Genomic DNA, 17,583 nt, shown 5'->3' with positions numbered 1-17,583 from the left:
TTGGCCGTTGATTGCCGAGCGCCATTTGGAATGGTGACGCGCGACATTCCAGTGGAGGGCCTATGGCCAAGGCAAAGCGGCGGGCAGCCGGAAGCGGACAATCGAGGACGAGAAAGGGGGCGGCCGGATCGTCGGCACAACTCCGCTCGCAATCGGCAAGGGTCCAGGAAAAGGCCCGGCAGACACCTCATGCGCAGCAGGAGCGCAAGCATCGCGTGCTGGCCAAGGGCCATCCGGCCATGGTCGACAGCATTGCCGGCGCGATCACCGTGAAGAGCCTGGATCTGTATTACGTCATCGCCGCCGATGCACAGATACCCGTCAACGACGGGCATGGCTTCGGGCTCTATTTTCACGACTGCCGGTTTCTCGGGGGCTACCAGATGACCTTGGCCGGCCTGCCGCCGATTGTCCTGGCCTCGACCGCCCAGAAAGGATATGCGGCGCTCTTCGAACTGACCAATCCAGACCTGCACTCCAACAAGGGTCGATTGATCCCCAAGGACGAACTCGGCATTCGCTGGGAGCGCATCCTGGATGCAGGACAGACACGGGTCAGTGAAGTCTTGACCATTCAGAACCTGGGACATGAGGCGCACGACTTTGCGCTGACCTTCCAGTTCGGTGCCGGCTTCGAGGACATCTTCAACGTCCGCGGCCTGGTGCAGCAAAGTCTCGGCAGGGCCGAACGGGCAGCCTGGCGCGATGGCAGGCTGCATTTCGCCTATCATGGGGCCGACAGGCTCCGCAGGACGGCGACGATCTCATTCTCGCCCCGGCCTGACGCCACCAACAAGACGACGGCCGAATTCCAGATCGACGTGCCGGCAGGAGCCGCGCGAACCATCGAGGTGACCATCGCGTTGCAGGAACAGTCGGAAGATGCTGAGGCCGGGCAACCGAACCGACGTCCGGCGGCCACGCTCAACTGCGTCCCTGGCAAACTCCAGGCGAACTCCGAAGAATGGCTGGAGCAGCATACGAGGCTCTGCAGTGACAGCCTTCTGCTCAACAGCATCATGGACAGGTCGCTGCGCGATGTCGCGATGCTGCGCTCGGAATTGGGCAACCGTCAATACTTTGCCGCCGGCGTGCCCTGGTACGTTGCCCTGTTCGGCCGCGACAGCCTGATCGTCGCGCTGGAAATGCTGGCCTTCCAACCAGAGATTGCCGCCCAGACGCTCCGCCTCCTCGCCAGTTATCAGGGACGCCAGACGGATCGATGGCGGGAGGAGCAGCCCGGCAAGATCCTGCATGAACTGCGCGTCGGCGAGCTCGCGCGGACCGGCGACGTCCCTCATGCCAGGTTCTACGGCACGGTGGACGCCACCCCGCTCTTCCTGTTGCTTCTCGGCCGCCATGCCGCCTGGACCGGCAATCTGGAGCTGTTCCGCGAATTGCAGGCGCCGGTGGAGAAGGCACTGGCCTGGATCGCCAAGGCTGGCGACGACCACAGCGAAGGCTATCTCAAGTACCGCAGCAGTTCGGTCGATGGCCTTATCAATCAGGGATGGAAGGACTCGGGTGATGCTATCGTGAGAGCCAATGGCGACCTCGCCAGGCCGCCGATCGCCCTGGTCGAGGTTCAGGGCTATGTCTTTGCCGCCAAACAGGCCATTGCCGACCTTTATGAGCGCAATGGCGAAGCTGATCGGGCAAGACAGCTTCGCCAGGAGGCCGAAAGGCTTCGAAAGCGCTTCAACCGCGACTTCTGGCACGAGGATCAGGGCATTTTCGCTCTCGCGCTGGAGGCCGGGGGCCGGCAGGTCGCGGTCGTTTCGTCGAATCCCGGACATGCGCTGTGGTGCGGTATCGCGGACCGCGACAAGGGCCGGCGGTCGGTGGCGCGACTGATGCGGGACGACATGTTCAATGGCTGGGGCGTGCGCACGCTTGCCACCTCGGAGCGGCGCTACAATCCTGTCGGCTACCATCTCGGGACTGTCTGGCCGCACGACAATGCGCTGGTGGCAGCAGGCTGCCGCGCCTATGGCGAGGACGACGCCGCATTGCGCATTTTCACGGGGATCGCCGAGGCTGCGATGCATTTTCGCAATCAGAGGCTGCCTGAAGCGATGGCAGGGTTTCCGCGAGCGGATTTCCAGGCGCCGGTGCATTATCCGGTGGCGTGTCACCCGCAGGCCTGGGCAGCCGGAGCCGCGCCCTTTCTGCTGACGGTCTGCCTTGGCCTGGAGCCAGACGGCTTCGCGAACAAGCTGAGGATCGTGCGACCCCGGATGCCCGGTTTTGTGAACCATATCGAACTTCGCGGGCTGCGTGTCGGCAAGGGCAGCGCCGATCTCGAATTCAGACGAACGGATGATGGAGCAGAGGTCAATATCCTGCAGACAAGTGGACAATTGACCGTCGAAGTTGGAGGATGAGGACCGCCTCGGTCGGCACCTCCCGCCAGGGCAAAAACATTCCGCCAGCCAGCCGTTCAGGCGATGCGTTTCGCTTGAATGTCCAGCCGATAGACCCTATTTAGAATTATTCCAAACTATCGGCCCAGGAAGGGCCTGGAGATACCCATGTTCATCCAGACCGAATCGACGCCGAACCCGGCGACGTTGAAGTTTCTTCCCGGCAAGGAAGTGCTGCGCGAAGGCACCGCCGATTTCCGCAACGCCGAGGCAGCGGCCGAGGCCTCGCCACTGGCTGGCCGCCTGTTCGAGATTCCCGGCGTCACCGGCGTTTTCTTCGGCTACGACTTCATCACCGTGACCAAGGACGGCCCCGACTGGCAGCACCTGAAGCCGGCCATCCTCGGTGCCATCATGGAACACTTCATGTCCGGCGCGCCGGTAATGGCTGCGGCCGCCCCGGCGAGCGAAGCCGGCGACGGAGCCGAGTTCTACGACAAGGCCGATGAAGAGCTGGTGCTGACCATCAAGGAGCTGCTCGACACGCGCGTGCGCCCGGCCGTTGCCCAGGACGGCGGCGACATCACCTTCCGCGGCTTCGAGAATGGCACGGTGTTCCTGCATATGAAGGGCGCCTGCGCGGGCTGCCCGTCATCGACGGCGACGCTGAAGCACGGCATCCAGAACCTGCTCCGCCACTTCGTTCCGGAAGTGCAGCAGGTCGAGCAGGTTGCCTGAAGCTTTCCGCTGCCAGCGACCAGGCAGACCAAGCACGTATTGCAAAAAAACAAAAAACCGGGCCCCAACAGCCCGGTTTTCTGTTTTCAGGACGTCTTGTTGTTGCCTAGACGGTCCGCCTGCGAAACTTTTTGCCCTACATCACGATGACTTTGGCGCCGACCGAAGTGCGGTCGTAGAGGTCGATAATATCCTGGTTCATCAGCCGGATGCAGCCCGACGACATCGCCTTGCCGATCGAGAACCATTCCGGGCTGCCATGCAGGCGATAGCCCATGTCGCCGCCCTTGTTGAAGAGATACATGGCGCGCGCGCCGAGCGGGTTCTTCAGACCCGGCTCCATGCCGCTGGCGAACTTGGCGAGCTCGGGCTGACGCTTGATCATGGCGGCCGGCGGGGTCCATGTCGGCCACTCGCGCTTCAGCGCGATGTGGGCGGTGCCGTGCCACTCGAAACCCTCGCGGCCGACGCCGATGCCGTAACGCATCGCCATGCCATCGCCCTCGATGAAGTAGAGGAACTTGTTCTGGGTGTCGACGATGATGGTGCCCGGCTTCTCCGAAGAGTCATACCGAACTTCCTGGCGATGGTATTTCGCGGGCACCTTCTCGATCGGGATGCGCGGCAGCTGATAGCCGGCATCGGTCATCGCGCCATAGTTGTTGGTGAAGATCTGCCCGCCAATGGTGCTGCACCCGCTGACAGCGGTCGACAGCGCAAGGGCGGCGAGGATTGCAAACGACTTCAAGCGCATGAAAAGGTTCGACGCCCCGTCTCTATGGCAGCGGCACGAGTCGGCCGCTTTCTTGCCATCATTCATGCTGGCATTTCTTTTGCTTGCCAAGCGCGCACTGCCTATATGCAAGGCGTTACGCACCGGTAAGTGCCGAACTGCGGCATTTCCGCAACAGGCCTCACGGGATTGTGAAGCAAAATCAATGGGGCGGCCGAGCGAGCCGCGAGGTGTGCAAGGAGAGCGCCATGAATGTCGGAGATGCCGCCGAGCGTTCCGGTCTGCCGGCCAAGACCATCCGCTACTACGAAGAGATCGGCCTGATCCGTCCGGCACGGGCCGGCAACGGCTATCGCGACTACTCCGGCGACGATATCCACCGGCTCACCTTTCTGCGTCGCGCCCGCAATCTCGGTTTCTCAATCGACGATTGCAGGCAACTGATGGCGCTCTATCAGGATCGCGGCCGCGCCAGCCACGACGTGCGCGAGATCGCCGCCGCCCATGTCAGGGCGATCGAGGAGAAGGTGCGCGAATTGCAGTCGATGCGCTCGACGTTGCAGAAGCTGATCCATGCCTGCCACGGCGACGACCGGCCCGACTGCCCGATCCTGGACGACATGGCGGGCGCGGCGGACAAAGACAGCGCGGTGGTGCACGCATAGTGTAGACTGCTCAGCAACAGGCGTCAGAACTGCAGCGCTGTGGCCGTTGAGGTGGGGCGTCCCATGAGCGAAAGTAACGATCTCATTATCTATCCCATGCCCAGTCTTGTAGCGACCTTGCTCAACCGTGAGAGAGCAAAAGGAAGCCCGTTGACTGAACAAGAGGTGATCCAGGTCCGCGATGGCTGTCCGTCCGTCGCGGTTCCTCGCGATGTTGCGCGACAAATCGATGAGTCACGGGGCTACCTCGACATCGATCCGGAAAACTGCTGGGAAGAGTGGCAAAGAGCCAGGAAAGAATTGGCTGATGACTGAGACGTTCACCGACATTGGATGCTGCCAAGAGCCCCGCGAATATGTCCGTGACAGATGCATCCTGAATAGGCATAAGAGCAGCAAGGTCTGAGGGCGGGACGGTGACGCATCGGTCTGCAAAACCGACGTAATGGGTTCAATTCCCATTCAGACCTCCAGCCCACCGTCACTGGTCTGAATCGGTGTAATCGACTACCTCCGCTTCGAATCTCAGCGCTTCCAGAAATCGCGGTGCGGGGCGAGCAACTCATCCGCGATTTCGGGGAACGGGCCGAACACCTCGATCTTCTTCTGGCCGGCTGCGAAGACGGTGCGCGAGGCGAGGTTCATCGTCGGGTTCTCCGCGTGATCCCCGGTGAGCGCCAGGAGATCGATCTCCTCATAGCCGTAGACCAGCCGACCGATATTGGCCCAATACATCGTGCCGGCGCACATCGCGCAGGGCTCGCCGGTCGAGACCAGCGTGCATTGCCACAGGAACTGAGGCTCATAGGCCGCCGCGGCGCGGCGAGCCAATTCGGTCTCGGCATGGCGCACCGTGTCGAGATTGCCCTGCCGCATCAGCACGCGATCGTCCGGGCCAACCAGCACGCAACCGAACGGATGGTGCCCATGCGCCGCCGCCTCCCGCGCGACGGCGTCGGCGCAGCGGAGATGGACGAGCATCTGATCGCGGGTCATGGCAAATCCTCCATGCCAAAATCCAGCCGATGGGCGGTTTTGGGCCGAGACTGAGATCAAATGGCAAGATTAGCAAGGACTGAATTTCATTCAAGCGAGGTTGGCTACGCCCTGATTGACTAGGCATAGAGGCGCCATGGTCTGAGGGCGGGACGGTGACGCATCGGTCTGCAAAACCGACGTAATGGGTTCAATTCCCGTTCGCGTTTCAGCCCTCACTTATTGCGCGTAGCCAGCGCAAATTCTATTGCTAGAACAATCCCAAGCGAGACGATGACGAAGGCCATCATAATCGCCAGATTCCAATACCAGGCATAGGGTAAACGGTTAACGAAACCGACAGCTACCATAATCAAAAATACCCGGATGATCCGACCAGTGCCAGCCATATTGCCGCCCCTGCCGCAACTCACGATGCAGATTGCGTTGGCTAGGCCTTAGAAGCCAAATCACAAGCGCGGCACTAACGCGACCCAGCCCCAAACCAGCGGATGAATGCCGTTCGCGTTTTGGTCTGTGAAAAGCGGGTACGGAAGCGCCACCTACATTAGGAATCGCTGCGGTTTTGTTACGTTAGGTGATTCGAATCTATAGGTTGTAGGCTGGACCCAAGACCGGCCACCCTCCTCAATGCGTCCAGACGAACTTGGTCGCCTTATCGAGGCCGCTCAGGAAGCGATGGCGAAGCTTTAGCGCCTAATTTACCAGCCATGTCCCGGTCCACGGGATGAAGGCGGCATCCTTGCCCGTGACGTCCTATAGAACATTCAAGGTACAGTTGGTAAACTGACCTAAACTCGGTAAACTCCATAAACTTCCTAAATTGGGTAAGGGGTATGGACTAGGCTCAGTGATCGCTGGTCGAGATGATCTCGTAGTCCGTTACCAACTGTGCGGGCGCGGCTTCGGACGCATCCGAAGCGGCCATAGGGAGGCAAGTAGTGATTGCCGTCAATACGCAATTGAACTCCAGGACCACACCCCTGTCGCGCTCGTGGTTTGTCAATCAGATAATCGCGCGCCCCAGGCATTCTATTGTTGACAAACCAAAGTGATATACGAAATTTCGCACACGATTTACTGCACTACTCCATCCCATGAAAGTGTGAGGCGAGCTGGACTGGCCTTAAACCCGGGCGGCCAACACATTTTAACACCACCTGCTAGAAGCGAAGTAGCCTCGGCCACCATCTTTCGACAGAGGGGGGATGGACCCGAAAAGCTTATCTCCCTTGGAACTCAATGGCACGGTAGCTGGAAAATGGCCGCTAAAGATTCAACGTCCAATCGCAGCGACAAGAGCGCTTCACGTTTGACCCAGGTTGAAAAATTTCGGGAAGCGGCGCGTAGGTTGAAAACCGACGACTCCGACGAGGCCTATGATTCAGCATTGGGCAAGGTTTCTCATGCGCCAAAGCTCACCAATGAGCAGATAAAGGAACTGGCACGGCGCAAGCGGGCCGAAGACAAGCCGTAGCCATTCCTTACGGCTGTGGATCGGTCCATCGCTTCAAACCGAGTTCGATAATCAGAACTACTCCCACCCCGATAACGGCATATATTGCGGCACTTTCTAGAATGCTGCGGAGGGTGTCGCCTTGGAAAACCATGTACAGGGTATGGCCCAGGAAACCGCCAAGCACCGCTCCGCGTCCATACTGCAGTACTTTCTTGTCCATAGAGCGCATCCTATCAGCACGCATAAGACTCGCCAATGGTTGGGCTGAATAAGGGGGTGCCGGCCTGGCGAGGAACACATTCCTATTCCGCTTTGGGTTTGTCAACCAGATCATCCTCTTCGGAACGGGTTCAAACCGTGAACAAAATCTGGCATGGTGCCAGGCATGCCTATCGTTTCCCCGATTCCCCTCAATCCCCTCATCGACGGCCGCCAGTCGGAGCGCGCCTTGCTGGTGCGGCGTGGCGTGCAGCGGCTGCTCTCCCAAATGGGCGCGCATGTGCTGCCTGAATTGTCCCTGGCCACCGGCCGGCGCGCCGATCTCGTCGCGCTGACCAGGCAGGGCGATATCTGGATCATCGAGATCAAATCCTCGATCGAGGATTTTCGCGTCGACCGCAAATGGCCGGACTACCGGCTGCATTCCGACCGCTTCTTCTTCGCCACCCATCCCGGCGTTCCACAGGAGATATTTCCCGAGGAATGCGGCTTCATCCTTTCCGACGGCTACGGCGCGGAGATCATGCGCGATGCGCCGGAGCACCGCATGGCAGCGGCGACGCGCAAGGCGCTGATGCTGCGGATTGCCCGCGCAGGCGCCGCCCGGCTGCTGGCCGCCGAGCTTGCCGGCGTCGCAGTGCCTGCGCTGGATGGCGAGAGCGAGTAGCGCTGGTTCCTCGCCCCACCAAGTGGGAAGAGGTGGCCGGCGTAGCCGGTCGGAGAGGAGCCAGCGCGGCGTTGGGAAGCTAAGCTGACTCTAGGGCTTCGTATCGGTCTTGCGCTTTGATCTGCATCGGCTTTGGCTTCACGGAGGTCGCCCCCCGCTCCGTCCCGGCTTCGCCGGGCCACCTCTCCCCCGCCTTCGCGGGGGTGAGGAAATGGCGGCGCGGCGTGGCTTACTGCACTTCCTCTTCCGTGCCGCCGGCAGCCGGCGCCGTGAGCAGCACGGTGGCGCCCAGCAGGGCGGCTATCAGCGATCCGGCCAGGATGCCGACCTTCACGGCATCCTGGAGCGCCGGGGCGCTCGCGAAGGCGAGCAGGCCGATGAACAGGCTCATGGTGAAGCCGATGCCGCATAGCAGCGAAATGCCCAGCATGTGCAGCCAGCCGGCATTGGCCGGCAGGTCGGCGAGGCCGAGCCGGATGGCGAGCGCCGAGGAGCCGAAGACGCCGACCAGCTTGCCCAGCACCAAGCCGGCGGCGACGCCGAGCGTCAGCGGCTCGACCAGGGCAGCAACGCTCAGGCCGCCTAGCGAGACGCCGGCATTGGCGAATCCGAAGATCGGGATGACGAAGAAGGGCACGAGCCCGTGCAGGCCGTGTTCCAACCGGTGCAGCGGCGAATGCTCCGTGTCGTGGCCGATGCCGGGAGACCGCTCCAGCGGAATGGTCAGCGCCAGCGCCACGCCGGCGAGCGTTGCATGCACGCCCGACTTCAGCACCAGCACCCACAGGATTGCGCCGAGCACGAGATAGGGCAGGAGGTTCATCACCCGCATGCGGTTGAGCAGGACGAGCAGCGCAATGACCGCGAAGGCGGCGCCCAGATAAGCAAGCGACAGGCCGCTGGTGTAGAAAAGCGCAATGATGACGACGGCGCCGAGGTCGTCGATGATCGCCAGGGCGGTGAGAAAGACTTTCAGCGAGGCCGGCACGCGGCTGCCGAGCAGCGAGAGCACGCCCAGCGCGAAGGCGATGTCGGTCGCGGTCGGGATCGCCCAGCCGGAAAGTGCTGCCTGATTGTCACGATTGATCAAGACATAAACCAGCGCCGGCACCGCCATGCCGCCGGCGGCAGCGATGCCCGGCAAAACGCGCCGCGGCCAGGTCGAGAGCTGCCCGTCCAGCATCTCGCGCTTGATCTCCAGCCCGACCAGCAGGAAGAACACCGCCATCAGCCCGTCATTGATCCAGTGCGAAACGCTGAGCGGTCCGAGATAGGCGTGGAGGATCGCGAAATAGGTTTCGGCCAGAGGCGAGTTGGCGACGATCAGCGCGAGCGCGGCGGCGGCCATCAGGATTATGCCGCCGGCGGCCTCGCTGTCGAGGAATTCGCGCAGGATCGATTTTGGCCGCTTGTCTTGCATGGTCTCTCCCTGATCTAGCCCTGTCGGCCGCGAACCTGTCGTCCCATGATGCGCAGCGTGAGTGGCGATGCAAGGCTACAAGGCAGCGCATGCCTCGAAAACTGGTTCAAGCGCCAGGCCCTTCGTCATCCACGGGCGAAGCAAGGCGCGAGGCGAGGCGGCGAAGATTCGAGGATGGCGACGCCGGTCAGCGCGGCGCGCGTTTGGCCAGTATGCGCTGCAGCGTGCGGCGGTGCATGTTGAGGCGGCGCGCCGTCTCGGACACGTTGCGGTCGCACATCTCGTAGACGCGCTGGATGTGCTCCCAGCGCACGCGGTCGGCCGACATCGGGTTTTCCGGGGGCGCCGCGCGTTCGCCGGAAGTGCGGGTGAGCGCGGCGAAGACGTCGTCGGCATCGGCCGGCTTGGAAAGGTAGTCCACGGCGCCGAGCTTCACCGCCGTCACCGCGGTGGCGATGTTGCCGTAGCCGGTCAGGATGATGGCGCGGGCGTCGTCGCGCTTTTCGCGGATGACCGCCACGACATCGAGGCCGTTGCCGTCACCGAGCCGCATGTCGACCACCGCATAGGCCGGTGGATGAGCGCGCGCCTTGGCGACCGCCTCTTCCACGCTCTCGGCCGTCTCGACCGTGAAGCCCCGGATCTCCATGGCGCGGGCAAGCCGGGTAAGGAACGGCTTGTCGTCATCGACGATCAACAGCGAGGTATCCTCGCCCTCGACCATTGCGCCAGTGGATTCGTCTGCGCTCATTTCTTTCAGGGTTCCTGCTGCCTTAAAGCGCCCACATCGAAATGGATTCAGGCGACGTGCTCAAGTTTTGCTCCATGCATGCCGTTTTCCCAGCCGATGCACATTTTTGGGCGACATGCGTTATTTTTACGCAGATACAATTCCGCGACGGCAATGTCCAATTTTTAGAGCCGGCAACAGAGCTGCCATGCAGCAATGCAGGGCCTCGTTCAGCGTTTTCGCTATTCCGTAGCGAAGGCTACGGCCAAGGCGCCGGGCGCATCCGCTTCACAGCGGGCATCGTCTAGGCGTTGTCGAAGATGTTGGCCGAAGCCTGATCCTGGTTGAGAAAGACCCCGCGCGGCCAGACAACCTGCACCACCGCGCCTTCGCCGATGCCGCTCGAATTGCGGAAATCGATGGTGGCGCCCGACCGTTCCAGCAAGGTCTTGGCGATGAACAGCCCGAGCCCCAGGCCGCCGCCGGCCTCCGTGCCCTGGCGCGTCGACATATAGGGTTCGCCGATGCGGTCGATGATCTCGGCCGGAAAGCCCGGGCCGTCATCGGTGATCGAGAAGACGACCTCCTCATTGTCCCAGCTCCAGCTGACGGTGACCGATTTGCGGGCGAAATCGACGGCGTTCTCGACCAGATTGCCGAGCCCGTAGATGACGCCAGGGCTGCGCTGGCCGACCGGCTCGGGGCCGATGCGCTCGCCGGGCCGCAGTCGGATCGAGATGCCGAAATCGCGATGCGGCGCCGTCACCTCCTCGACCAGCGAGGTGAGCGGCATGCGCGACAGATGCGCCTCGCCTTCCGACGAAAGGCTGGTCAGCCGTTTCAGGATCTCGCGGCAGCGCTCGCTCTGCGAGCGCAGGAGCTTCACGTCCTCGCCATATTTCGGGTCCTTGCCGAGCGCCTTTTCCATTTCCTTGGCAACGACGGTAATGGTGGCCAAGGGCGTGCCTAGTTCGTGCGCGGCTGCCGCCGCCAGCCCGTCCAGCGCCGACAGATGCTGCTCGCGCTGCAGCACCAGTTCGGTGGCGGCCAAAGCGTTGGCGAGCAGGCGCGCTTCCGCCGCGACGCGGAAGGCATAGATGGCCGTGAAGGCGATCGAGGCGAACACAGCCATCCACATGCCGGCGACATAGATGAAAGGCATCGGCAAAGGCGAGCCCTCATACCAGGGCAGAGGCAGGTGGAAGAACACCAGCAGCGATGCCGACAGCATGACCAGGGCGCCGAGAACGGCGGTCATGCGCAGCGGCAAGGACGCCGCCGAGATGACCACGGGCACGGAAAGCAGCACCGAGAAAGGGTTGGTGAGGCCGCCGGTCATGTAGAGCAATCCGCTGAGCTGCAGGCCGTCGAAGGTCAGGATGGCGAAGGCCGAGAGCGGGGTGAGCCGATGCGCGGCCGGATAGCGGAAGGTGAGCCACAGGTTCATCCAGGCCGACAAGGCGATGAGCGCGAAGCATATCGAAACCGGCAGCGGGAATTTCAGCCCGTAGGCGACGACAAGCACGGTCAGGCTCTGGCCGACGATGGCCAGCCAGCGCAGGCGGACCAGCGTGTTGAGCCGCAACCGCTGGCTTGGCTGAGAATCGGGCGCGCGCAGGATGTTGATCATCGCCAAGAATTACAGCCACGGGAAGGGAAACGATAGAGCATCGTCTTTGCCTGATGCATGTCGTTCTCCCAAAAACCGCTTCGCACTTTTGGGCGACATGCACCTTTGCCTGTTGCATGTCGTTCACCCAAAACCGCCGCGCACTTTTGGGCGACATGCACCTTTGCCTGATGCATGTCGTTCTCCCGAAAACCGCTTCGCACTTTTGGGCGACATGCATTAGGTCCCGCGCGGTTTGGCGCGGCTGGTGGCGGCCGCCAGCAGCGGATTCTCCGGCCAGACATGCTTGGGGTAGCGGCCGCGCATGTCGGCGCGCACGTCGGCCCAGGAGCCGCGCCAGAAGCCGGGCAGGTCGCGCGTCGTCTGGATCGGCCGGTGCGCCGGTGACAGCAGTTCGAGCGTCAGCGGCACAGCGCCATTGGCGATCGTCGGGTGCCGGTCGAAGCCGAACAGCTCCTGAACGCGGATCGCCAGCACCGGCCATTCGCCGTCATAGCGGATCGGCACGTGACTGCCGGACGGCGCGTCGAAATGGGTCGGCGCCAGCACGTCGACCTTGCGTTGCAGGTCGTGAGGGACCAGCGCCATCAGCGCCGATGACAGCGTCGCCGGCTTGATGGCCGCGAAGGAGGCATCGCCGGCGAGGAACGGCAGCAGCCAATCGTCGAGGCGGTCCAGAAGGGCCGCGTCCGAGACACCCGGCCAGGGCGCGCCCAGGCCGCGATTGAGCCAGCCGAGCCGCTGGCGCAGCGCCTCTGCCTCCTTGCCCCAGTCGAGCAGCGACAGGCCGTGCTCACGCAAGGCATCGAGGATGGCCCGGTCGGCATCGGCGCCGGACGGCGCGGGCAACATGCGCTCGGACAACGTGATGGCGCCTAGCCTGGCGGTCTCGCGCACGCGCACGGCGCGTCGCTCGCGGTCGAAGCTCGTCACGCGCCTGGTCTCGATGCGATCGGCGAGGGAAGCGCGTATCTCGGCCTCGCCGACCGGAGCGGCGGCGGTGATGCGGGCGTTCTGCGCCTTACCCTGCAGGTCGGCGACGACCAGCCAGGTTTCATTGGCGAGCGGATCGGCGGCATCGACCATGGCGCCCGACCCGTTGGCGAGCACGAAGCGGCCGCGCTCGCCGCGTGCCCTTGCGACGCGGTCCGGCCAGGCATGGATGAGGAGCGAGCCAGCGGAGGCCGCCTCGCCGCCCTGCCCGCCGCCGGCCTGCCTGGCCAAACGCTCGGCGAGCTGCCTGGCGGCATTGGCGCGTGGAGATTTCTCGCCGCGAAAACGGATCAACCGCCGCTCCAGGTCGGCGCTGTCGCCGCCCAGCCCGCGCTCGGTAAGCAGCATCGCAAGCGTCGCTGCCTCCAGTCCGTGGCCCCTGCTCGCGGCCTCGGCCACCATATGCGCCAGGCGGACCGGCAGCGCCAGCTTGCGCATGGCGGCGCCTGCTTCCGTAAGCCGCCCTGCCTCATCGATGGCATGCAACGCGCGCAACAGAGCCCTCGCCTCGTTGAGCGCAGGGGCCGGCGGCGGATCGAGGAAAGACAGGCTCGACGGATCGGCGACACCGAAAGCGGCGCAGTCGAGCAGCAGGCCGGACAGATCGGCCTCGAGGATCTCCGGCGGCGTGAAGGCGGGAAGAGACGCGGTCTGCTCGGCCCGCCACAGGCGCACCGCCACACCTGGCTGGGTGCGACCGGCGCGGCCGGCGCGCTGGTCGGCCGAAGCCTTGCTGACGCGCACCGTCTCAAGCCTGGTCAGGCCGCTCGCCGGTTCGTAGCGCGGCAGCCGGGACAAGCCGGAATCGATGACGACGCGCACGCCATCGATGGTGATAGAGGTCTCGGCGATCGAGGTCGCCAGCACCACCTTGCGACGGCCGGCCGGCGCCGGCTTTATCGCCTGGTCCTGCGCCCGGTTGTCGAGCTGGCCGTAGAGCGGAACGATATCGGTGTCGGCGGCGACATTGCCCTGAAGCCGCTCGGCGGTGCGCTCGATCTCGCGCTGCCCGGGCAGGAAGGCGAGCAGGCTGCCCTGCTCGCCAGCCAAGGCGGCGCGCACGGCCTTGGCCATGGCGTCCTCGATCGCCGTGCCGGCCGGCCGTTCGTCGTAGCGAATCTCGACCGGGAAGGCGCGGCCCTCGCTTTCGATCACCGGCGCCTGCGCCAGAAGCCTCGATACGCGGGCGCCGTCGAGCGTCGCCGACATGACCAGCAGGCGCAGGTCGGGTCGCAGCGCCCCTTGCACGTCGAGCGCCAGCGCCAGGCCGAAATCACCGTCCAGCGAACGCTCGTGGAATTCGTCGAAGATCACCGCCGAGACTCCGGGCAGTTCCGGGTCGTCGAGGATCATGCGCGATAGCACGCCCTCAGTGACGACCAGGATTCTTGTCCGCGCCGAAGTGCGGTTCTCCATGCGCATGGCGTAGCCCACCGTGCCGCCCGGCTCCTCGCCGAGCAGTTCGGCCATGCGGCGGGCGGCTGCGCGCGCCGCGAGCCGGCGCGGCTCGAGCAGCACGATCCTGCCCTGCCCGAGCCAGGGCGCGTCGAGCAGCGCCAGCGGCACCAGAGTGGTCTTGCCGGCGCCGGGCGGCGCCACCAGCACGGCGTTGTTGCGCGCAGCGAGCGCTTCGCCGAGTGCCGGCAGCACGGCAGTGACCGGAAGCTCCGGCAGAGGTTTCGTCGTCATGCCGCCCGCATATCAGCGGTCGCGGTCGCCATGCAACTTGCGAGGCCGGTGCGCGCTCAAAGCCTCGTACGTGAAAACGGGTTCCAGCGCACGGTGCCGAGCCTTACCTCCTCGCGCACCATCGTCAGCAGCCCGGACGCGCCGACCACCGCCAGGCCGACCAATGACAGCCAGTCGGGATATTCCTTGAAGAAAAGCGCGCCGAGGATGACCGCCCAGACGATTTGCGAGTAATGCGTCGGCGCGATGCGGTTCGCGGGCGCGTATTTGACCGCGAGCAACTGCAGCAATTGCCCGCCGGCGGTGAAGAGGCCCGCCAGCATCAGCCAGACCAGTTGGCCGAGACCAGGGAGCGAGAACGACGTGGCGGCCGCACCGACCCCGTTGAAGACCAGTCCATAGCCGACCAGCGCGCCCAGGATCGTGGTGCGCTTTTCCTGCTGCGCCAGCGAGCGCATCAAGATGACGCTGATGGCGGCGAGGAAGGCATTGGCAAAGGCGGCGAGATGGCCAAGATGCAATTCGCGAAAGCCCGGCCGCACCACCAGCATGACGCCGGCAAAGCCGGCGACAACGGCCAGCCACCGCCAGGGACCGACCCTCTCCTTCAGGATGACCGTCGACAGGATGGTGACCAGCAACGGGGCCAGGAAGATCAGCGCGTAGACTTCCGCCAGCGGAATGGTGGTGAAGGCAAAGACGCTGAGCACGCCCGACGCGATGCCCGACAGGGCGCGCGCCTGCACCGCCCACGGCCTTCCGGTGCGCCAGAAATCGCGCCAGCGTTCGTTCGAGGGCTTGGTGAAGAACAGAAAACAGCCGGCAAACAAGGTCGAGAAGAAGCCGATCTCGAAGACGGTGAACTGCCCGCCCAGGCTCTTGATGACGGCGTCGCTGAACGAATAGCTTGCGTAGGCGATCAGGGCGAGCAGGATTCCGTTCGGCATACCATTTCCGGGAGAGAGACGTGAAGATACTGGCGCTGGGGGCACATCCCGACGACATCGAGATATTCATGCTCGGTACGCTGGCCGCCTATGCCGCGCAAGGCGCAAAACTGACTTTTGCGATCGCCACGGATGGTGCCAAGGGCGGCAAGGGCGACCCGGCGGCGCTTGCCAGGATACGGCGCGAGGAAGCGGCCGAGGCGGCCGGCCTGCTCGGCGTCGAGCCGCGCTTCCTCGACTTTCCCGACGGCATGCTGGTCGCCGACGCCGCACTAGTCGCGGCGTTGAAGGGGCTGATCGGCGAGGTCGGGCCCGATCTGACGATCACCCATGCGCCGAACGACTATCACGGCGATCACCGCGCGCTCTCGGACGGCGTGCGTATCGCGGCCTCCTTCGCCGTCCCGGTGCTGCATGCCGACACGCTGGGTGGCACCGGCTTTTCGCCGACGCACTATGTCGACATTTCGGGCCGTTTCGAGCTGAAGGCGAAGGCGATCCGCGCGCATCGCTCGCAGGATCCGGAGCGCTTCGTCGATGCCGCGCGCACCCAGAACGAGTTTCGCGCCGGCCAATGCAACGGCGTGCGTGGCGCGCTGGCCGAAGCCTTCCGCTTCGAGCCCGTCTTCCCCTTCGCCGACATACGCGAGCTGCTGCCACCTGCGCCGCCGATCCGGCCAGTGACCGTGAGCACGAGGACGGTCGGGCAGACCGGCTGACAGCGGCGGGCGCAGCCGTCCGATCATTTCCCAACGATTTCAATCGCCCGTTTAGCCATGCTGCGGCGCAGCGACGAATTCGCTTGCCTTGTTTAGTAAAAATTGCATCACTAAACAAATTACTAAACATCGGCTGCGCTGAGCGCGTGATGTTCAGGCCCTCAGAGGAGCGAGGGTTGAGGGGCTCTTGAAACCGTCATCCGGACGCGTTTCGCAAATGGGAGGTAAGGCATGAAATCGACCTTGAAACTGGCGTTGGGACTGGCCTCGGCGATCTTTGCGTCGACAGCCGTCTCGAACGTCGCGCATGCGGAAGACCTGACGCTGTGCTGGGCGGCCTGGGATCCGGCCAACGCGCTCGTGGAACTGTCCAAGGACTTCACCAAGCAAACCGGCATCGGCATGAAGTTCGAGTTCGTGCCGTGGACCAACTACGCCGACCGTTTCCTCAACGAGCTCAACTCGCACGGCAAGCTCTGCGACCTGATCATCGGCGACAGCCAGTGGATCGGCGGCGCGGCCGAGAACGGCCATTACGTCAAGCTGAACGACTTCTTCGACAAGGAGAAGATCAGCATGGACGACTTCGTGCCGGCGACCGTGGTCGGCTATTCCGAATGGCCGAAGAACACGCCGAACTACTGGGCGCTGCCGGCCATGGGCGACGTCGTCGGCTGGACCTATCGCAAGGACTGGTTCTCGCGGCCCGAGCTGCAGAAGGAATTCAAGGAAAAATATGGCTGGGAACTTGGGCCACCCAAGACCTATGACCAGCTGATGCAGATCGCCGAATTCTTCCAGAAGCGGCAGATCGACGGCAAGACGGTCTATGGCGCCTCGATCTACACCGAGCGCGGCTCGGAAGGCATCACCATGGGCGTCACCAACGTCCTCTACGACTACGGCTTCGATTATCAGAATCCAAAGAAGCCCTACGAAATGCAGGGCTTCGTCAATTCGGCGGACGCGGCCAAGGGCCTCGAATTCTACAAGAAGCTATATGATTGCTGCACGCCTCCCGGGTCGTCGAACGTCTACATGGGCGAATCGGCCGACGCCTTCAAATCGGGCCAGGTTGCCCTGCATATGAACTTCGCCTTCACTTGGCCCGGTCTCTATAAGGACGAGAAAGTAGGCGGCGACAAGATCGGCTTTTTCGCCAACCCCGCCGGTCCGAAGGGGCATTTCGCCCAGCTCGGCGGCCAGGGCATTTCCGTGGTCTCCTATTCCGACAAGCAGGAATCGGCGCTGAAATACATCAAGTGGTTCGCCAACAAGGACGTCCAGGCCAAATGGTGGGCGCTGGGCGGCTACTCCTGTCTCAACGCGGTGGTGAACGACCCCAAGTTCCCTTCCAGCCAGCCTTATGCCTCGACCTTCCTGGAATCGATGGCGATCGTGAAGGATTTCTGGGCCGAGCCGAGCTACGCCACGCTTTTGCAGGCGATGCAGAAGCGGGTTCATGACTATGTGGTGGCCGACAAGGGTACCGCGCAGGAAGCGCTCGACAGTCTGGTCAAGGACTGGACGCAGACCTTCCAGGACGATGGCAAGATGTAACGCTCCTCCCGAGCCCAACCGCAGCGTCCCGTGCCGCCCTTGGCACGGGACGCAG

The 17,583-nt window shown here is 63.5% G+C and carries 17 protein-coding genes and 2 tRNA genes; 10 read left to right on the top strand and 9 right to left on the bottom strand.

From position 1 onward, the window contains the following. Nucleotides 1-62 precede the first annotated feature (62 nt). Nucleotides 63-2,384, top strand: coding sequence for an amylo-alpha-1,6-glucosidase (locus ACR64R_RS25230; RefSeq protein WP_487358953.1), 2,322 nt, complete (start codon nucleotides 63-65; stop codon nucleotides 2,382-2,384). Between the two features lie 147 nt (nucleotides 2,385-2,531). Next, nucleotides 2,532-3,101, top strand: a complete 570-nt coding sequence (locus tag ACR64R_RS25225; protein WP_487358952.1) for a NifU family protein — start codon at nucleotides 2,532-2,534, stop codon at nucleotides 3,099-3,101. Nucleotides 3,102-3,237: 136 nt separating this feature from the next. Here the strand turns inward: ACR64R_RS25225 and ACR64R_RS25220 are convergent, their stop codons facing one another. Continuing rightward, nucleotides 3,238-3,855 carry a L,D-transpeptidase gene (locus ACR64R_RS25220; RefSeq protein WP_487358951.1) on the bottom strand — a complete coding sequence of 206 codons (618 nt, stop codon included), beginning with the start codon at nucleotides 3,853-3,855 and terminating at the stop codon, nucleotides 3,238-3,240. 227 nt (nucleotides 3,856-4,082) lie between these two features. On the opposite strand from ACR64R_RS25220, the gene cueR reads away from it, so the two are divergent. The 3 genes from cueR to ACR64R_RS25205 all read left to right on the top strand — a co-directional run bounded on the left by cueR (nucleotide 4,083) and on the right by ACR64R_RS25205 (nucleotide 4,972). Beyond that, nucleotides 4,083-4,499, top strand: a complete 417-nt coding sequence (cueR, locus tag ACR64R_RS25215) for a Cu(I)-responsive transcriptional regulator (protein ID WP_487358950.1) — start codon at nucleotides 4,083-4,085, stop codon at nucleotides 4,497-4,499. Between the two features lie 63 nt (nucleotides 4,500-4,562). After that, a complete protein-coding gene (locus tag ACR64R_RS25210; RefSeq protein WP_487358949.1) occupies nucleotides 4,563-4,814 on the top strand; it encodes a hypothetical protein in 252 nt (83 codons plus the stop codon). Between the two features lie 84 nt (nucleotides 4,815-4,898). Then, nucleotides 4,899-4,972, top strand: a tRNA-Cys gene (locus ACR64R_RS25205). 52 nt (nucleotides 4,973-5,024) lie between these two features. On the opposite strand, the gene ACR64R_RS25200 is transcribed toward ACR64R_RS25205, so the two are convergent. Next, nucleotides 5,025-5,495, bottom strand: a complete 471-nt coding sequence (locus tag ACR64R_RS25200) for a nucleoside deaminase (RefSeq protein WP_487358948.1) — start codon at nucleotides 5,493-5,495, stop codon at nucleotides 5,025-5,027. 130 nt (nucleotides 5,496-5,625) lie between these two features. Here ACR64R_RS25200 and ACR64R_RS25195 point away from each other — a divergent pair. Then, nucleotides 5,626-5,704, top strand: a tRNA-Cys gene (locus tag ACR64R_RS25195). A 6-nt stretch (nucleotides 5,705-5,710) separates the two neighbouring features. On the opposite strand, the gene ACR64R_RS25190 is transcribed toward ACR64R_RS25195, so the two are convergent. Beyond that, nucleotides 5,711-5,884: a hypothetical protein gene (locus ACR64R_RS25190; protein WP_487358947.1), complete on the bottom strand. Its 174-nt coding sequence runs from the start codon at nucleotides 5,882-5,884 to the stop codon at nucleotides 5,711-5,713. Nucleotides 5,885-6,756: 872 nt separating this feature from the next. Here ACR64R_RS25190 and ACR64R_RS25185 point away from each other — a divergent pair. Beyond that, on the top strand, nucleotides 6,757-6,972 hold the full coding sequence (locus ACR64R_RS25185) for a hypothetical protein (protein WP_487358946.1): 216 nt from the start codon (nucleotides 6,757-6,759) through the stop codon (nucleotides 6,970-6,972). Nucleotides 6,973-6,979: 7 nt separating this feature from the next. Here ACR64R_RS25185 and ACR64R_RS25180 read toward each other — a convergent pair whose 3' ends face one another. Continuing rightward, the gene (locus ACR64R_RS25180) at nucleotides 6,980-7,174 is read right to left on the bottom strand and encodes a hypothetical protein (RefSeq protein ID WP_487358945.1); all 195 of its coding nucleotides are present in this window, start codon (nucleotides 7,172-7,174) and stop codon (nucleotides 6,980-6,982) included. 165 nt (nucleotides 7,175-7,339) lie between these two features. Here ACR64R_RS25180 and ACR64R_RS25175 point away from each other — a divergent pair, with 165 nt between their 5' ends. After that, nucleotides 7,340-7,840: an MmcB family DNA repair protein gene (locus ACR64R_RS25175; protein ID WP_487358944.1), complete on the top strand. Its 501-nt coding sequence runs from the start codon at nucleotides 7,340-7,342 to the stop codon at nucleotides 7,838-7,840. Nucleotides 7,841-8,069: 229 nt separating this feature from the next. Here ACR64R_RS25175 and nhaA read toward each other — a convergent pair whose 3' ends face one another. The 5 genes from nhaA to ACR64R_RS25150 all read right to left on the bottom strand — a co-directional run bounded on the left by nhaA (nucleotide 8,070) and on the right by ACR64R_RS25150 (nucleotide 15,249). Continuing rightward, nucleotides 8,070-9,260 carry a Na+/H+ antiporter NhaA gene (gene nhaA, locus ACR64R_RS25170; RefSeq protein ID WP_487358943.1) on the bottom strand — a complete coding sequence of 397 codons (1,191 nt, stop codon included), beginning with the start codon at nucleotides 9,258-9,260 and terminating at the stop codon, nucleotides 8,070-8,072. Nucleotides 9,261-9,447: 187 nt separating this feature from the next. Continuing rightward, on the bottom strand, nucleotides 9,448-10,011 hold the full coding sequence (locus tag ACR64R_RS25165; protein WP_487358942.1) for an ActR/PrrA/RegA family redox response regulator transcription factor: 564 nt from the start codon (nucleotides 10,009-10,011) through the stop codon (nucleotides 9,448-9,450). Between the two features lie 283 nt (nucleotides 10,012-10,294). Next, nucleotides 10,295-11,620: an ActS/PrrB/RegB family redox-sensitive histidine kinase gene (locus tag ACR64R_RS25160; RefSeq protein ID WP_487362546.1), complete on the bottom strand. Its 1,326-nt coding sequence runs from the start codon at nucleotides 11,618-11,620 to the stop codon at nucleotides 10,295-10,297. A 219-nt stretch (nucleotides 11,621-11,839) separates the two neighbouring features. Then, entirely contained in the window at nucleotides 11,840-14,302 is a 2,463-nt protein-coding gene (gene hrpB, locus ACR64R_RS25155; protein WP_487358941.1) for an ATP-dependent helicase HrpB, read from the bottom strand. Nucleotides 14,303-14,358: 56 nt separating this feature from the next. Continuing rightward, entirely contained in the window at nucleotides 14,359-15,249 is an 891-nt protein-coding gene (locus ACR64R_RS25150) for a DMT family transporter (RefSeq protein WP_487358940.1), read from the bottom strand. A 20-nt stretch (nucleotides 15,250-15,269) separates the two neighbouring features. Here ACR64R_RS25150 and ACR64R_RS25145 point away from each other — a divergent pair, with 20 nt between their 5' ends. Together ACR64R_RS25145 and ACR64R_RS25140 are read left to right on the top strand one after the other, a co-directional pair. After that, entirely contained in the window at nucleotides 15,270-15,968 is a 699-nt protein-coding gene (locus ACR64R_RS25145; RefSeq protein ID WP_487358939.1) for a PIG-L deacetylase family protein, read from the top strand. A 231-nt stretch (nucleotides 15,969-16,199) separates the two neighbouring features. After that, entirely contained in the window at nucleotides 16,200-17,528 is a 1,329-nt protein-coding gene (locus ACR64R_RS25140; RefSeq protein ID WP_487358938.1) for an ABC transporter substrate-binding protein, read from the top strand. Nucleotides 17,529-17,583: the final 55 nt, after the last annotated feature.

Source organism: Mesorhizobium sp. MC2-1-1 (assembly GCF_057597255.1).
This window is presented reverse-complemented; position numbering and strand designations above follow the sequence as displayed.

Excerpts from the sequence above, each read along its gene's own strand:
- ACR64R_RS25160 (WP_487362546.1), bottom strand. The coding sequence starts at position 11,620 with ATGATCAACATCCTGCGCGCGCCCGATTCTCAGCCAAGCCAGCGGTTG.
- ACR64R_RS25200 (WP_487358948.1), bottom strand. The coding sequence starts at position 5,495 with ATGACCCGCGATCAGATGCTCGTCCATCTCCGCTGCGCCGACGCCGTC.
- ACR64R_RS25180 (WP_487358945.1), bottom strand. The coding sequence starts at position 7,174 with ATGGACAAGAAAGTACTGCAGTATGGACGCGGAGCGGTGCTTGGCGGT.
- ACR64R_RS25210 (WP_487358949.1), top strand. The coding sequence starts at position 4,563 with ATGAGCGAAAGTAACGATCTCATTATCTATCCCATGCCCAGTCTTGTA.
- ACR64R_RS25220 (WP_487358951.1), bottom strand. The coding sequence starts at position 3,855 with ATGCGCTTGAAGTCGTTTGCAATCCTCGCCGCCCTTGCGCTGTCGACC.
- cueR (WP_487358950.1), top strand. The coding sequence starts at position 4,083 with ATGAATGTCGGAGATGCCGCCGAGCGTTCCGGTCTGCCGGCCAAGACC.
- ACR64R_RS25140 (WP_487358938.1), top strand. The coding sequence starts at position 16,200 with ATGAAATCGACCTTGAAACTGGCGTTGGGACTGGCCTCGGCGATCTTT.
- ACR64R_RS25175 (WP_487358944.1), top strand. The coding sequence starts at position 7,340 with ATGCCTATCGTTTCCCCGATTCCCCTCAATCCCCTCATCGACGGCCGC.
- ACR64R_RS25150 (WP_487358940.1), bottom strand. The coding sequence starts at position 15,249 with ATGCCGAACGGAATCCTGCTCGCCCTGATCGCCTACGCAAGCTATTCG.
- ACR64R_RS25230 (WP_487358953.1), top strand. The coding sequence starts at position 63 with ATGGCCAAGGCAAAGCGGCGGGCAGCCGGAAGCGGACAATCGAGGACG.
- nhaA (WP_487358943.1), bottom strand. The coding sequence starts at position 9,260 with ATGCAAGACAAGCGGCCAAAATCGATCCTGCGCGAATTCCTCGACAGC.
- ACR64R_RS25165 (WP_487358942.1), bottom strand. The coding sequence starts at position 10,011 with ATGAGCGCAGACGAATCCACTGGCGCAATGGTCGAGGGCGAGGATACC.
- ACR64R_RS25185 (WP_487358946.1), top strand. The coding sequence starts at position 6,757 with ATGGCCGCTAAAGATTCAACGTCCAATCGCAGCGACAAGAGCGCTTCA.
- ACR64R_RS25190 (WP_487358947.1), bottom strand. The coding sequence starts at position 5,884 with ATGGCTGGCACTGGTCGGATCATCCGGGTATTTTTGATTATGGTAGCT.
- hrpB (WP_487358941.1), bottom strand. The coding sequence starts at position 14,302 with ATGACGACGAAACCTCTGCCGGAGCTTCCGGTCACTGCCGTGCTGCCG.
- ACR64R_RS25225 (WP_487358952.1), top strand. The coding sequence starts at position 2,532 with ATGTTCATCCAGACCGAATCGACGCCGAACCCGGCGACGTTGAAGTTT.